Consider the following 12792-nt stretch of genomic DNA (forward strand, 5'->3'; position numbering starts at 1 on the left):
CCATAAAGATTTGGTACACAAGTATCACGACCGAGGGGATCCCATGGACACCTGCCTCGACCTGAAGGACCAGACCGCGGCCCTGGCCGGCCTGCTGGAGCGCACCGACCCGGCCCTGCCCGTGCCCACCTGCCCGCTGTGGACGCTGGCCGACCTGGCCGCCCACGTGGGCCACGGGCAGCGGTGGACCGCCGAACTCCTGCGCACCGGCACTCCCCCGCCCCAGCCCGAAGGCGGCGCGCCCGCCGAGCCCGGCCCGTGGCTGCGCGAGAGCGCCGAACTGGTGGCCGAGGCGGTCGGCGCGGACCCCGACGCCGTGGTGTGGACGTTCCTGGGGCCGCGGCCCGCCCGCTTCTGGAGCAGGCGCATGCGCAACGACGTGCTGGTGCACCGCGCGGACGCCGCCCTGGCCGCGGGAGAGGACTTCACCGCGCCCGCGGCCACCGCGGCCGACGCGATGAGCGAAGGGCTCGACCTCCTGACCGCCAGCGTCAACTCGGGCCTGTCCCCCGCGCTGGCCGAACTGCGCGGCAACGGCGTGCTGAAGTTCGCCGCCGACGACACCGGCGGCGTCTGGACGGTGCGGCGCACACCCGAGGCCGTCCTGTGGAGCGAGAAGGACGAGCCCGCCGACGTCACCGTGCGCGGCGGCGCACTCGACCTGCTGCTGGTCCTCACCCGCCGCGCCTCACCCGAGCGCGTGCGCGTGCGGGGCGACGAGGCGCTGCTGCGCCACTGGCTCGAGCACTCGGCCTTCTGACGCGGGCGCCGGCTAACGCAGGTGCTCGGCGAACCAGGCGGAGGCCAGGTCGCAGACCTCCTCCAGGGCGCCCGGCTCCTCGAACAGGTGGGTGGCGCCCGGCACGACCGCCAGGTGCTTCTCGCACCTCAGCCGCGCCAGCGCCTGCTCGTTGAGGTCCAGGACCGGCAGGTCCGCGCCGCCGACGATGAGCAGCGTGGGTGCCTGCACCTGCGGCAGTGCCTGCATCGCCAGGTCGGGGCGGCCGCCGCGCGAGACCACCGCGCGCGCCGGGGAGCCCGGTTCGGCCGCGGCGATCAGCGCCGCCGCCGCTCCCGTGCTGGCGCCGAAGTAGCCCACCGGCAGGCCGCGGACGTCGGGTTCGCCGGCCAGCCAGCCGGTGGTGTCGGCCAGGCGCCCGGCCAGCAGCGGGATGTCGAACACGTGGGAGCGGTCGTGCTCCTCCCGGCGGGTCAGCAGGTCGAACAGCAGCGTGCCCAGGCCCGCGCCGTTCAGCGCCCGCGCCACTTGGTGGTTGCGGGGGCTGTGGCGGCTGCTGCCGCTGCCGTGCGCGAACAGCACGATCCCCTCGGGATGGGGCGGCAGCACCAGGTGCCCGGCCAGCTCCACGGGCCCGGCCTGGACGGCCACCTCCCGGTCCACGACCGGTGAGGCCGCCTCCCTGGCCTGCTTGAGCAGGGTGATGACCTCGTCGTCGGCGGTCTGGGCGAAGTCGTCGTAGAACTGGCCGACGGCGTAGAAGTCGCGCGGGGTGTGCGGGCAGACGACCTCGTCGGCGACCTCGCCCAGGCTCCGCGCGGCCTCGGGCGAGGCGACGGGGACGGCCACCGCGATGTGCTCGGCGTGGCGGGCGCGGGCCACCAGGCAGGCGGCGCGGGCGGTGGATCCGGTGGCGGCGCCGTCGTCGACGATGACGACGGTGCGCCCGTGCAGGTCCAGCGGTTCGCGGCCGCCGCGGAAGCGGGCGGCGCGTTCGTCCAGGACGGCGTGCTCGTGCTCCTCCTCCCGGCTCAGCTGCGCGTCGCTGATGTGGCCGCGGCGCAGGATGTCGGTGTTCAGCACGCGGACGCCGCCCTCGCCGATGGCGCCCATGGCCAGTTCGGGGTGGCCCGGGGTGCCGAGTTTGCGGACCACGATGACGTCCAGCGGGGCCCTCAGCGCCTGGGCGACCTCGAAGGCGACGGGGACGCCGCCGCGCGGCAGGCCCAGGATGAGGGGGTCGCGGGCGCGCAGGTGGCCCAGCAGGTCGGCCAGCGCCCTCCCGGCGTGCCTGCGGTCGGTGTAGGTCATGGTGTCATCCGGCGGGTGTGATGAGGCCGTAGTGGCCGTCGTAGCGGTGGTAGAGGACGTTGCCGCGGCCGGTGGCGGAGTCGGCGAAGAACACGAACGGCAGGCCCGTGGTCTCCAGCCTTTCGATGGCCTCGGGCACGGTCAGGCGGGGTGCGGGGTGCGGGCTGACGGTCAGGTCGACGGCCGGGGCGTCGCGGCGCGGCCTGGGGTCGAGCTGGGCCATGCGGTAGGCGTCGGCGTGCCGGTAAAGGACGCTGTCCTGGCCGGTGGCCACGTCGGTGAACAGGTGGAAGTCGTAGTCCAGGGCCTCCATGTCGAAGGCGGCCTCATCGGGGGTGGCCGAGGCGAGTTCGTAGGACTTGTGGCGGATGACCTGGCGTTCTTCGGCGGGGCGCGGGTAGTAGGCGGGTCGGTGGGCGGGTTCGGCGTTGTGCCGCCATTCCCGGGGCTGGGGCTGGCCGCCGCGCACGGCCTCCCAGTGGCGGGCGACGCGGCGCAGGCGTTCGGCGAGGCGGTCTTCCAGCACGTCCACGGCTTCGGCCATGGTGGCCGCGGCCGTCTGCACCCGCACGGTGCGGCCGTTGACGTCGAGGTTGGCCTGGGCGAGGGCGGGGCGTGCGGGGTCGGCGCCCATGGTCAGGCGCACCCGGGCGGCCAGGACGGGTTCGGGGGCGCGGCCGCTGAGCTTCTCGATCTTCTCCCTGGCCCGGTCCAGCAGTTCCTGCGGGACGTTTCCGCCGGCCTGGGTCTTCACCTGCGGGATGGTGCGGGTCATGGGTGTGCTCCCCCCTGCCGGCGCGGCCTTCTCCGGGTCGGCCGCGCGTGTGGGCTTTTCTCCCACGGTCGCGCAGGCCGGCGGCCGCTGACAGGGGCCCAAGGTCCTCGCGGTGCCGGTTTTCGGGAAGGGCGGGCGGGCTTTCGGCAACTCCCGGCCAACAACCGCCCATGCGGAGGTATGTGCATTTTCGTGATGTTTCATGCGGGTAGGTGACCGCGTGTGACACCAGAGCCCACGACGATCGTGATCGCCACCCGCGACCGGTGCCGGGAGCTGGCCACGACCCTGGAGCACACCCTGGCCCTGCCCGAACGGCCCGGCGTGACGGTCGTGGACAACGGCTCGGCGGACGGCACCGCCGACCTCGTCGCCCGCCGCTTCCCCGAGGTGAGGCTCATCCGCCTGGAGCACAACCACGGATCGGCCGCCCGCAACCTGGGCGTGCGCTCCGCCCGCACCCCGTACGTGGCCTTCAGCGACGACGACTCCTGGTGGGAGCCCGGCTCCCTGCGGCGCGCCGCCCGCCTCCTGGACGCCCACCCCCGCCTGGCCCTGATCGCCGCCGCCACCCTCGTGGGCCCCGGCCGCGACCCCGACCCCCTCAACGCCGTGCTGGCCGCCTCGCCCCTGCCCGCCCGGCCCGGACTTCCCGGCCCGCCCGTCCTGGGGTTCCTGGCGTGCGCCACCGTCGTGCGGCGCGAGGCGTTCCTGCAGGCCGGCGGCTTCCACCCCCTGCTGTTCTTCGCCGGCGAGGAGGAACTGCTGGCCCTGGACCTGAGCGCCCGCGGCTGGGACCTGTGCCACGTGCCGTCCGTGCGCGCCCTGCACCACCCCTCCGCCAACCGGCCCTCCCGGGGACGGCGCGCCCTGGAGCAGCGCAACGCCCTGCTGACCGCCTGGCTGCGCCGCCCCCTGCGCGCCGCCGCCTGCGGCACCGCCCGCCTGGCCGCCGCGGCCCTGCGCGCCGCCGCCTGCGGCACCGCCCGCCTGGCCGCCGCGGCCCTGCGCGACCCCGAGGCCCGCACCGCCCTGGCCGGGACCCTGCGCAGGCTGCCCGCCGCGCTGCGCGAACGCCGCCCCCTGCCCCCGCACCTGGAGCACCAGGCCCGCCTGCTGGAGCGGCGATGAGCCCCCCGCGTTATTCGGTCGTCATCATCACCCGCGACCGCAGGGACGAGCTGCTGCGCACCCTGGAGCTGATGACCGCCCTGCCCGAAGGCCCGCCGGTCATCGTGGCCGACAACGCCTCCAGCGACGGCACCGCCGAGGCCGTGGCCCGGCTGCACCCGCGGGTCGCCCTGCTGCGATTGGCCCGCAACGCAGGGGCCGTCGCCCGCAACCTGGCCGTGCGGCGGGTCACCACCCCCTACGTGGCGTTCTGCGACGACGACACCTGGTGGGAGCCCGGCGCGCCCTCCCGCGCCGCCGACCTCCTGGACGCCCATCCCCGCCTGGCCTCCGTCACCGGCCTCATCCTCGTCGAACCCGGCCGGGGCGAGGACCCCCTGACCCCCGAGCTGCGCCACTCTCCCGTCCCCGCGCCCGCCTGGCTGCCCGGACCCGCCCTGCTGAGCATCCTGGCCGGCGCGTCCATGCTGCGCGTCTCGGCCTTCCGCCAGGCCGGGGGCTTCAGCCGGCGGCTGTGGCTGGGCGGCGAGGAGGAACTGCTCAGCCTCGACCTGGCCGCCGCCGGATGGTGGCTGTGCTGGCGGGAGGACGTGCGGATCCACCACGCGCCCTCCCGTGCCCGCGACCCCCGCGAACGCCGCCGCCTGGGCATCCGCAACACCCTGTGGACCGCGTGGCTGCGCCGCCCCTGGCCCGACGCCCTGCGCCACACCCTGGCCGTCCTGCGCTCGGCGCCCCACGACGCCGCCACCGCCCGGGCCGTGGCACACGCGCTGGCCGGGGCCGGCTGGGTCCTGCGCGAACGCCGCCCCGTGCCCGCCCACGTGGCGGCCGGGCTGCGGCTGCTGCGCGACTCCCAGCGCCGCTCCCCCGCCCGCCGCTACGTGGGCTGAACGCGCTTCAGGCCAGGACGCAGTTGGTCTTGGTGAAGGTGGTCGGCATGCACCTGTTGCAGTGCGTGCACAGGGAGGGCGTGGCCGGGTCCTTCTGCAGGCGCTCGAGCAGGTCGGGCTCGCGCAGCAGGGCGCGGGCCATCGCCACGAACTCGAAGCCCTCGGCCATCGCCTTGTCCATGGTGGCGCGGCCGGTGATGCCGCCCAGCAGCACCAGCGGCAGCCGCAGCTCCGCACGGAAGAGGCGGGCGGTCTCCAGCAGGAACGCCTCCCGGTAGGGGTAGGCGTGCAGGAACTTCTTGCCGCCCAGCTTGATGCCCGCCCGCAGCGGCTGGGAGAACACCTCGGCGAACTCCTTGACGGGGGCCTCACCGCGGAAGAGGTACATGGGGTTGAGCAGGGAGCTGCCCGCGGTCAGCTCCAGAGCGTCCACGGAGCCGTCGCGCTCCAGCCACGCGGCGACCTGCACGCTCTCGCCGGGCCGCAGACCGCCCGAGACGCCGTCGTCCATGTTGAGCTTGGCCAGGATCGCGATCCGCTCGCCCACCGCCTCGCGCACGGCGCGCGCCACGCCCAGGGCGACCTTGGCGCGGTTGGCCAGCGAACCGCCGAACCCGTCCTTGCGCCGGTTGAGCTTGGGGCTGAGGAAGGAGCTGGTGAAGTAGTTGTGGCCCATGTGGATCTCCACGGCGTCGAAACCCGCCTCGACCGCCAGCAGCGCGGCGTCGGCGTGCGCCTTGGTGATGCGCTCGATGTCGGCGGCGGTGGCCGTGCGGATCTTCTGCATCGACATGGGGTTGAAGAACACCGAGGCGCCCAGCCCGTGCACCCCGTTGGACCTGCCGTTGGCGACCGGCCCGGCGTGGCCGATCTGCGCGGAGACCGCGGCGCCCTCGGCGTGCACGGCCTCGGTCAGGCGGCGCAGCCCCGGCAGCGCCTCGGGCCGCATGAGGATCTGGTCGCGCTCGGTGCGGCCCTCGGGGGCCACCGCGCAGTACGCCACCGTGGTCATGCCCACGCCGCCGGCGGCGTGGGCGCGGTGGAACTCGATCAGGTCGTCGCTGACCAGCGCACCCGGAGCCATGTGCTCGAAGGTCGCGGCCTTGATGACCCGGTTGCGCAGGGTCAGCGGGCCGAGCCGGGCCGGGCTGAAGACGTCGGGGACGGTCACGGCTGCCTCCGGGGGTAGGGGTTCCGCTCTGATTCCGACACCGATTCAATCACTGATTGGATCGGTGTTGAAGACATAGGATCCGACACATGGCCGGCGACGAAACCTCCACCCGCGACCGCCTCCTGGCGGCCGCCGAGCGCCTCTTCCTGCTCAAGGACCCCGACCGGGTCTCGGTGCGGGCCATCAACGCCGAAGCCGGCCTCAACCCCGGCGCGGTCCACTACCACTTCGGCTCCCGCGAAGCGCTCATCGCCGCGCTCCTGGAACGCGAGCTGCTGCCCCTGTGGGCAGGGCGGCTGGAGGGCCTGGCCCGCCACGCCGACGCCCCCGACGGCAGGTCCTTCCAGGCCGGCGAGCTCGTCGCCGCCATCGTCCAGCCCTTCGAGGAGCTGTCGCGCACCGAGAAGGGCCGCATGCTCTGCCACCTGCTGGCCCGCTCGGTCCTGCCCACCGGGCACATCCCCGTCCCGTCGCCGTGGTTCAGCCCCGCGCCGTTCGAGACCATGCTCGGCCGCGCCATGCCCCACCTGGCGCCCCGCGAGATCTCCCAGCGCTGGCGGCTGGCCTTCACCCTCCTGCTGGAGATCTACGGCCGCGCCCTGTCCCCCAGCCCCGCCGCCGAGACCGCGCTGCCCGACACCTCCACCGTCGTGGCGTTCCTCACCGCCGGCCTGACCGCGCCCCCGACCCGGACCCCCGCCGGCTGAGACCCCGCGCGGGTCGACGGGGGCCGCGGGTCAGCGGACCGGCGCGTGCGACAAGGCGGCCTCCACCACCTCCGGCACGCCGATGGACAGCAGCCGCGCGTCGGGACGGCGGCCTCGGGCATCCCCCGGACGGCCGCCCTGCCCGTGCCAGATCACCCGGTGGCGGCGGTGCTCGGGCGGCCCCCACAGGCGCGGGGAGACCGGCCCGTACAGCGTCACCGACGGGCGCGCGTAGGCGAAGGCCAGATGCGCCACCCCGGTGTCCCCGCTGACGACCAGGCGGGCCGCGGCCACCAGGGCCGCCAGCGCCGACAGGTCCAGCCGGCCGGCCAGCACCCGCTGCTCGGGCAGGGCCGCCAGCTCCGCGACCCGCTCGGCCAGGAGCCGCTCCCGGGCGCCGCCGGTGAGCACCACCCGGTGCCCGGCGTCCTCCAGCACCGCGGCGACCTCGGCGAACCGCCCGGCGGGCCAGCGGCGCGACGGATGGGCCGCACCCGGATGCACCACGGTCGCATCCACCACGGGCGGGGCCACCGCGGGCCGCTCCAGCAGCAGGTCCGACGGGTCGGCCGGCAGGCAGTGCCAGCGCAGCAGCCGGCACCAGCGCGCCGTCTCGTGCTCCTCCTCCCGCCACCACGGGCCCGCCACGTCCGGAGCCGCCTGCGAGCCGTACATCCACTGGCCGCGCGCACCCGTGGCGGCGATGAGGCGGTGGCTGGCCGGGCCGTTGCCGTGCAGGTCCACCGCCAGGCGCGGCGGCGGCCCCCGCCACGGGATCGGCCGCAGCTCCCCCGTCGGCAGCAGCCGGTCCAGCGCCCCGGTCAACGGCACCAGCGGCGCCAGCACCCCCGGCGCGGCCAGCACGATCTCGCGGCCGGGATGCGCCGCCGCCAGCGCCCGGTAGGCCGGCACCCCGGTCAGAAAGTCACCCAGCCCCAGGGCCCGCAGGATCAGGACGGCGCTCATCGGGCCACGGCCTCGCGCAGCACCACGTCCCAGTCGGCCAGGAAGCGGCACAACCCGTAGCGGTCCAGCGCGGCCTCCCGCCCGGCCTTGCCCAGCGCCGCCGCCTCGTCCCGGTCGTGCACCAGGCGGCGCACCGCCTGCGCGAGCACGTCCGGATTGGTGGACACGACACCAGCGCCCGGCGGGACCGCCTCGACCGCCTCGGTGGCCGCCAGCGCCACCACCGGCATCCCCAGGTACATCGCCTCGATCAGCGACAGGCCCAGCGACGTCCACCGGAACGGGTGCAGGTACACCCGGCGGCAGGCCAGCAGCTCGTGCATCCGCCCCTGGGGAAGGTCCTCGAAAGTGCACGCCTCGGCCAGGCCGAGCGCCTCGGGCAGGCCGGTGACCTTCATCCCGAACACATCGACCGGCACGCCCCCGGCCAGCCGGCCCAGCAGGTCGGTGCCCGCGTAGCGGCCCCGCCGCAGCGGCTCGTTGACCACCACCCCAGCGCGCGGCAGCTCCCCGCTCCACAACGCCCCCGGATCGAGCACCGCGTGCTCGACGACGCGCCGCTCGGTCGAGCCGCTGTCCCAGAACAGGTCGTTGAAGTGTGTGACGTGCACCAGCAGCACATCGCGCCGGTCGGCCATCGGATGGCGGGTCAGCGGCACCTCGCCCCACGGCGCGTCGTGCTCCAGGTACACCAGGGGCACCTTGCGCCCCAAAAAGCGGCGCAGCAGCTCCTCCTCGTGCGGGCGCTGCAGCACGGCCACGTCCACGTCGTGGTCGGCCAGGCGCCCCAGCGGCACCTCCACCGCCGAGTCCGGCCACCGCCAGGTGCGGGCCCGGCCCCTGCCGTCGGGGTCGCGCCCGGGCGTGACCGGCAGCAGGTAGGTGTGATCGCCCTGCAGGAAGGCCGTGGTCCACGAGCCGTGCACATGCCAGATGAGAACGTTCATCTCCCCGCCTCCTCCATCAGCGCCTCGGCCGCGTCGGCGGCCTCCTCGGCGCCCACCCCGTTCAGGCACGGATGGCCGGGCACCGGGCAGTCCACGGCCCGGCTGGCGCGGCACGCCGCGCGCTGGTCGCCCAGCAGCACGTGCGGCACCCGCCAGGGACGCCAGCGCGCCGCCGGGACGACCGGCGCGAACAGCGACACGATCGGCGTGCCCACGGCCGCGGCCAGGTGCGCGGGCCCGGTGTTGGCCGCCAGCACGACCCGGGCCCGCGCCAGCACCCCGGCCAGCTCGTGCAGGCCGGTGCGGCCGCCCAGGTCCAGGGCGTGCGCCCCGGCCACGTGCGCGGTCAGCTCCCGCTCGTCCGGCGCGCCCGTCACCACCACGCGGTGCCCGCGGCGCACCAGTTCCTTGACCGCGTCCACCCACCGCTCCCGCGGCCAGCGCCGCGCGGCGGCCGTGGCTCCCGGATGCACCGCCACATACGGGCCCTGCCCGGTCAGGGCGGCGGTGGGCGGCAGCGGGGTGCGCACCGCCAGTGCCCCGGTGTCGCCGGGCGGCGGCGCGAACCCGGCGGCGCGGGCCAGGGACAGGCCGCGCTCGGCCTCGTGCACGTCCTCGGCCACGCGGTGGCGCACGTCCAGGAGGCTGCCGGGGTAGTCGGTGCTGATCGCGCTGATCCGCCCGACCCCGGCCATGCGCAGCAGCAGCGCGACCGGCAGCGGCGACTGGTGGAAGGAGGTCAGGACCAGCGCCTCGGCGAACGAGGCGGCCGCGATCCGCTCCACCACCTCCCCGATCTCGCGCGCCCGCACCGGCGGCGGCTCGCGCACCACCCACGGGCACCGCCACACCAGCACCTGCGACACCCCCGGCAGCAGCCGCGCCGCCTGCTCGCCCTGCGGGCCGGCCAGCACCGCCACCCGCCCGTACCGGGCGTGCACCGCGCGCACGCACGGGCCGGCCAGCAGGACGTCGCCCGCCCCGTCCAGGCGCACCACCAGCGCCCCGCCGCTCACCGCCACAGCCGGCCCCCCGACGCCTCGCCGAGCGCGAACCGCACGGCCGTCATCAGGTCCGGCGCGCACCGCGCCCCCCGCAGCTCCTCACGGCGCGTCTGGGCGGTGGGCACCAGCACCGAACGGGCCCCGGCCGCCCGCGCGGCCTGGACGTCGGAGCCGATGTCGCCGACGACCACGCACTGCCAGACCGGCACGCCCAGCCCCGCGGCGGCGCGGGTGACCAGGCCCGGCGCGGGCTTGCGGCAGGCGCAGCCGTCGTCGCCGCCGTGCGGGCAGGTCTCCCATACCTCGAAGGGCCCCAGCAGCTCCTGCACCCGCCGGTTGACCGCCGCCATGTCCTCGGCGGAGAAGCGTCCCGCCGCCAGACCCGACTGGTTGCTGACCACCCCCAGCCGCAGGCCGCGGCTGCGCGCCAGGTCCAGTGCCTCGCGTGCCCCCGGCAGCGGCTCCACCAGGTCGGGGTCCCCGTTGTAGGGGACGTCGTGCACCAGGGTGCCGTCGCGGTCCAGCAGCAGCGCCTGGGCCGGTCCGGGCCAAGGCCGCGCGGCGCGGGAGCGGGCCAGCCCGCCGAACCAGTGCCAGGAGGCGGCCGGCGGGATGAGCAGACTGGTGCCCAGCATCAGCGCCACCTCCCGCACGTCGCGCGGACCCGGCAGGATGCGGGCTGCCGCGAACTCCCCGACCCCCGCCAGCGCCGCCAGGCCCGCCATGCCCGCCAGGCGGCGCCGTCCGGCCAGGGCCGCGCCCGCCGCCAGCGCGCCGGCCGCGGTGATGGCCAGATGGCGGGGCCTGCGCCCCACGTGCTCCCCGGCCCGGCGGTGCCAGTCGCGGCCGTGCACGGCGCACATCAGCGCGTCGTCGGCGTTTCCCGCCTGGGCGCGCAGGCTCGCCGACGCCGAGGACGGCCGCACCGGGTGCAGGGTGCGGCGCTCGCCGACGGACAGCTCCCACCCGTCGGCCTGCACGCGCAGCGCCAGGTCGGCGTCCTCGCGGAACGCGCGCGGGAACCGCTCGTCGAAACCGCCGGCCTCCACCAGCGCGGTGCGGCGGTAGGCCAGGTCCGCGGTGGCCCACCGGGCCCGGGACAGGCCCGCGGTCACCCGCTCCCAGTCCGTGGGCGCCCGCCCCGGCGGCAGCGGCACGGTGATGCGGCCCTGCACCCCGGCCACCCGCTCGTCGGCCCGCTTCAGGTCGACGGCCAGCGCCGCGTACCAGTCCTCCTCCACCACCACGTCGTCGTCCAGGAACACCACCCACGGGGTGCGGGTGCGGCGCCAGCCCATGTTGCGGGCCGCCGCGGGGCCCCGCCCCCGGCTGGCCACCACCCGCACCAGGCAGGCCAGCTCGCCGGGGACGCGCACGACCGGGCCGCCGCGGGGACGGTCGTCGACCAGGACGATCTCCTCGGGCGGCGGGCCCCAGGCACGGGCCAGGGAGTCCAGGCAGGCGCGCAGGGACGGCCGCACCAGGGTCGGGATCACGATGCTGTAGCCGTTCATCGCCGCACCACGAAGGATCCGAGGGCCAGCAGGTCGATGGGCGTGGAGCCGAAGCACTCCAGCGCGTCGCGGATGTCGTCCACCATGGGCCTTCCAGCGGTGTTGAGGCTGGTGTTGACCAGCACGGGCAGGCCGGTGCGCCTTTCGAAGGCGTCCAGCAGGCGGGCGGTCAGCGGCTCGTCGGCCGCGTCGACCGTCTGCACTCGGGCGGTGCCGTCCACGTGCACCGCGGCGGGGATGCGGTCCTGCCAGGCGGGCGCGACGTCGTGGACGAACAACATGTAGGGACTGGGAAGCGGGCCGCGCTGGAAGATCTCCGCCGCGCGGCCGGCCGCCACCATCGGGGCCACGGGCCGGAACTGCTCGCGGCCCTTGACGTCGTTGAGGCGCTCGAGGTTGGCGCGGTGCCCGGGATGGGCCAGCAGGGAGCGGTGCCCCAGCGCGCGCGGCCCGAACTCGGCCCTGCCCTGCACCCAGGCGACGATGCCGTTGCCGGCCAGGACCTCGGCGGCGGCCTCGGCGACGTCACCGGGCCGCTCGTAGCGCACCCGGGAGCGGCGCAGCGCCCGCTCGATCTCCCCGTCGTCCAGGTCCCGGCCCAGATCGGCGCCCCGCATCGTCCACGGCTCCTGGCCGCTGGAGGCGCTGAGCTGCAGCGCCGCGCCCAGGGAGGTGCCGGCATCGCCCGCGGCGGGCTGCACCCATACCCGCTCGAACGGGCCCTGCCGGGCCAGGACGGTGTTGGCCACGCAGTTCAGCGCCGTGCCGCCGGCCATCGCCAGCAGCCGCTCGCCGGTCTGGGCGTGCAGCAGGCGGGCCTGCTCCAGCAGCACCTCCTCCAGGCGGCGCTGGGCGCTGGCGGCGACGTCGGCGTGCGCGTCGGTGCAGGGCGTGTCCGGCGCGCGCGGCGGGCACAGCGACGCCCAGTCGACGGGGTCGGTGCGAAACCCCCCGGCGGGGTGGACGCGCACCGCCTCGCGCAGCAGGTCCAGATGGCGGGGCTTGCCGTAGGAGGCCAGCGCCATCACCTTGTACTCGTCGCTGGAGCGCAGGAATCCCAGGTGCTGGGTGAGGTCCTCGTAGAACAGGCCGAGGGAGTGCGGCAGCGGCTGGGTCGCCAGCACCTCCAGTTCGCCGTCGCGGTAGCGGCCGGCCAGGTGCGAGCCGTCCTCGCCGCGCCCGTCGTTGACCAGCACCGCGCACGAGCGGGCCGGGGCCGCCAGCCCCGCCGACGCGGCGTGCGCCACGTGGTGGGGGACGAAGACGGCCTTGGCCGGGTCCAGGCCGGGCAGTTCCTCGGCCAGCAGGGTGGGCGCCATCCGCGCGTACCGGATGCGCAGGTCGTCGAACGGGTCGTCCAGGCCCATCTCGTGCGCCGGTCTGGCCAGCGCCGGATCGTAGGAGAAGGCGACGGCGTCCAGGTCGGCGGCGCTCAGCCCGGCGTGCCGCAGGCACCACCGGGCGGCCTGCCCGGGTTGCTCCCAGGCGGAGAACGGCACCGGCCGCTTGCCGTGCTTGCGGCGGCTGAACCTCTCCTCCTCGGCCGCGGCGACCGGCCGGCCGTCGACGACCAGCGCCGCCGCGGGATCGTGGAATATCGCGTTGATTCCCAGGACTCGCATCCGTGCTCC

Annotated in this window: 12 protein-coding genes; 4 read left to right on the forward strand and 8 right to left on the reverse strand. The window is 76.0% G+C overall.

Going from position 1 to position 12792, the window contains the following annotated elements:
• The first annotated feature begins 43 nt into the window (after positions 1-43).
• On the forward strand, positions 44-760 hold the full coding sequence (locus tag C2865_RS25750) for a maleylpyruvate isomerase family mycothiol-dependent enzyme (protein ID WP_106401121.1): 717 nt from the start codon (positions 44-46) through the stop codon (positions 758-760).
• Between the two features lie 12 nt (positions 761-772).
• Here the strand turns inward: C2865_RS25750 and C2865_RS25755 are convergent, their stop codons facing one another.
• Together C2865_RS25755 and C2865_RS25760 are read right to left on the reverse strand one after the other, a co-directional pair.
• Positions 773-2050, reverse strand: a complete 1278-nt coding sequence (locus C2865_RS25755; RefSeq protein WP_106401122.1) for a phosphoribosyltransferase — start codon at positions 2048-2050, stop codon at positions 773-775.
• Between the two features lie 4 nt (positions 2051-2054).
• Positions 2055-2825 carry a ribosome hibernation promotion factor gene (locus C2865_RS25760; RefSeq protein ID WP_106401123.1) on the reverse strand — a complete coding sequence of 257 codons (771 nt, stop codon included), beginning with the start codon at positions 2823-2825 and terminating at the stop codon, positions 2055-2057.
• A 222-nt stretch (positions 2826-3047) separates the two neighbouring features.
• Here C2865_RS25760 and C2865_RS25765 point away from each other — a divergent pair, with 222 nt between their 5' ends.
• Both C2865_RS25765 and C2865_RS25770 read left to right on the forward strand, forming a co-directional pair.
• Positions 3048-3956, forward strand: a complete 909-nt coding sequence (locus tag C2865_RS25765; RefSeq protein ID WP_198653593.1) for a glycosyltransferase family 2 protein — start codon at positions 3048-3050, stop codon at positions 3954-3956.
• Complete coding sequence (locus tag C2865_RS25770) at positions 3953-4849, forward strand: glycosyltransferase family 2 protein (RefSeq protein ID WP_106401124.1); 897 nt, start codon at positions 3953-3955, stop codon at positions 4847-4849. Before C2865_RS25765 ends, C2865_RS25770 begins: the two co-directional genes overlap by 4 nt.
• Positions 4850-4856: 7 nt before the next feature.
• Here the strand turns inward: C2865_RS25770 and C2865_RS25775 are convergent, their stop codons facing one another.
• Positions 4857-6020, reverse strand: coding sequence for an NADH:flavin oxidoreductase (locus C2865_RS25775; RefSeq protein WP_106401125.1), 1164 nt, complete (start codon positions 6018-6020; stop codon positions 4857-4859).
• A gap of 89 nt (positions 6021-6109) precedes the next feature.
• On the opposite strand from C2865_RS25775, the gene C2865_RS25780 reads away from it, so the two are divergent.
• On the forward strand, positions 6110-6730 hold the full coding sequence (locus C2865_RS25780; protein ID WP_106401126.1) for a TetR/AcrR family transcriptional regulator: 621 nt from the start codon (positions 6110-6112) through the stop codon (positions 6728-6730).
• Positions 6731-6760: 30 nt separating this feature from the next.
• Here C2865_RS25780 and C2865_RS25785 read toward each other — a convergent pair whose 3' ends face one another.
• From C2865_RS25785 to C2865_RS25805, 5 genes are read right to left on the reverse strand one after another with little or no spacing between them, the layout of a single operon-like run.
• Positions 6761-7696 (reverse strand): glycosyltransferase family 9 protein, encoded by a 936-nt coding sequence (locus C2865_RS25785; protein ID WP_106401127.1) that lies wholly within the window; start codon positions 7694-7696, stop codon positions 6761-6763.
• Complete coding sequence (locus tag C2865_RS25790) at positions 7693-8643, reverse strand: glycosyltransferase (RefSeq protein WP_106401128.1); 951 nt, start codon at positions 8641-8643, stop codon at positions 7693-7695. Before C2865_RS25790 ends, C2865_RS25785 begins: the two co-directional genes overlap by 4 nt.
• Positions 8640-9659 carry a glycosyltransferase family 9 protein gene (locus C2865_RS25795; RefSeq protein ID WP_106401335.1) on the reverse strand — a complete coding sequence of 340 codons (1020 nt, stop codon included), beginning with the start codon at positions 9657-9659 and terminating at the stop codon, positions 8640-8642. Before C2865_RS25795 ends, C2865_RS25790 begins: the two co-directional genes overlap by 4 nt.
• Complete coding sequence (locus C2865_RS25800; protein ID WP_106401129.1) at positions 9656-11161, reverse strand: HAD-IIIA family hydrolase; 1506 nt, start codon at positions 11159-11161, stop codon at positions 9656-9658. The genes C2865_RS25795 and C2865_RS25800 overlap by 4 nt, the downstream gene beginning before the upstream one ends.
• Complete coding sequence (locus C2865_RS25805; RefSeq protein WP_106401130.1) at positions 11158-12783, reverse strand: carbamoyltransferase family protein; 1626 nt, start codon at positions 12781-12783, stop codon at positions 11158-11160. Before C2865_RS25805 ends, C2865_RS25800 begins: the two co-directional genes overlap by 4 nt.
• Positions 12784-12792: the final 9 nt, after the last annotated feature.

It is taken from the genome of Actinocorallia populi, from assembly GCF_002995495.1.
In the GTDB taxonomy this organism is placed as follows: domain Bacteria; phylum Actinomycetota; class Actinomycetes; order Streptosporangiales; family Streptosporangiaceae; genus Actinocorallia; species Actinocorallia populi.

What these genes read in the sequence shown, in the direction of transcription:
- C2865_RS25755 (WP_106401122.1), bottom strand. Translation starts at nt 2,050, where the DNA reads ATGACCTACACCGACCGCAGGCACGCCGGGAGGGCGCTGGCCGACCTG.
- C2865_RS25760 (WP_106401123.1), bottom strand. Translation starts at nt 2,825, where the DNA reads ATGACCCGCACCATCCCGCAGGTGAAGACCCAGGCCGGCGGAAACGTC.
- C2865_RS25780 (WP_106401126.1), top strand. Translation starts at nt 6,110, where the DNA reads ATGGCCGGCGACGAAACCTCCACCCGCGACCGCCTCCTGGCGGCCGCC.
- C2865_RS25770 (WP_106401124.1), top strand. Translation starts at nt 3,953, where the DNA reads ATGAGCCCCCCGCGTTATTCGGTCGTCATCATCACCCGCGACCGCAGG.
- C2865_RS25805 (WP_106401130.1), bottom strand. Translation starts at nt 12,783, where the DNA reads ATGCGAGTCCTGGGAATCAACGCGATATTCCACGATCCCGCGGCGGCG.
- C2865_RS25790 (WP_106401128.1), bottom strand. Translation starts at nt 8,643, where the DNA reads ATGAACGTTCTCATCTGGCATGTGCACGGCTCGTGGACCACGGCCTTC.
- C2865_RS25785 (WP_106401127.1), bottom strand. Translation starts at nt 7,696, where the DNA reads ATGAGCGCCGTCCTGATCCTGCGGGCCCTGGGGCTGGGTGACTTTCTG.
- C2865_RS25800 (WP_106401129.1), bottom strand. Translation starts at nt 11,161, where the DNA reads ATGAACGGCTACAGCATCGTGATCCCGACCCTGGTGCGGCCGTCCCTG.
- C2865_RS25750 (WP_106401121.1), top strand. Translation starts at nt 44, where the DNA reads ATGGACACCTGCCTCGACCTGAAGGACCAGACCGCGGCCCTGGCCGGC.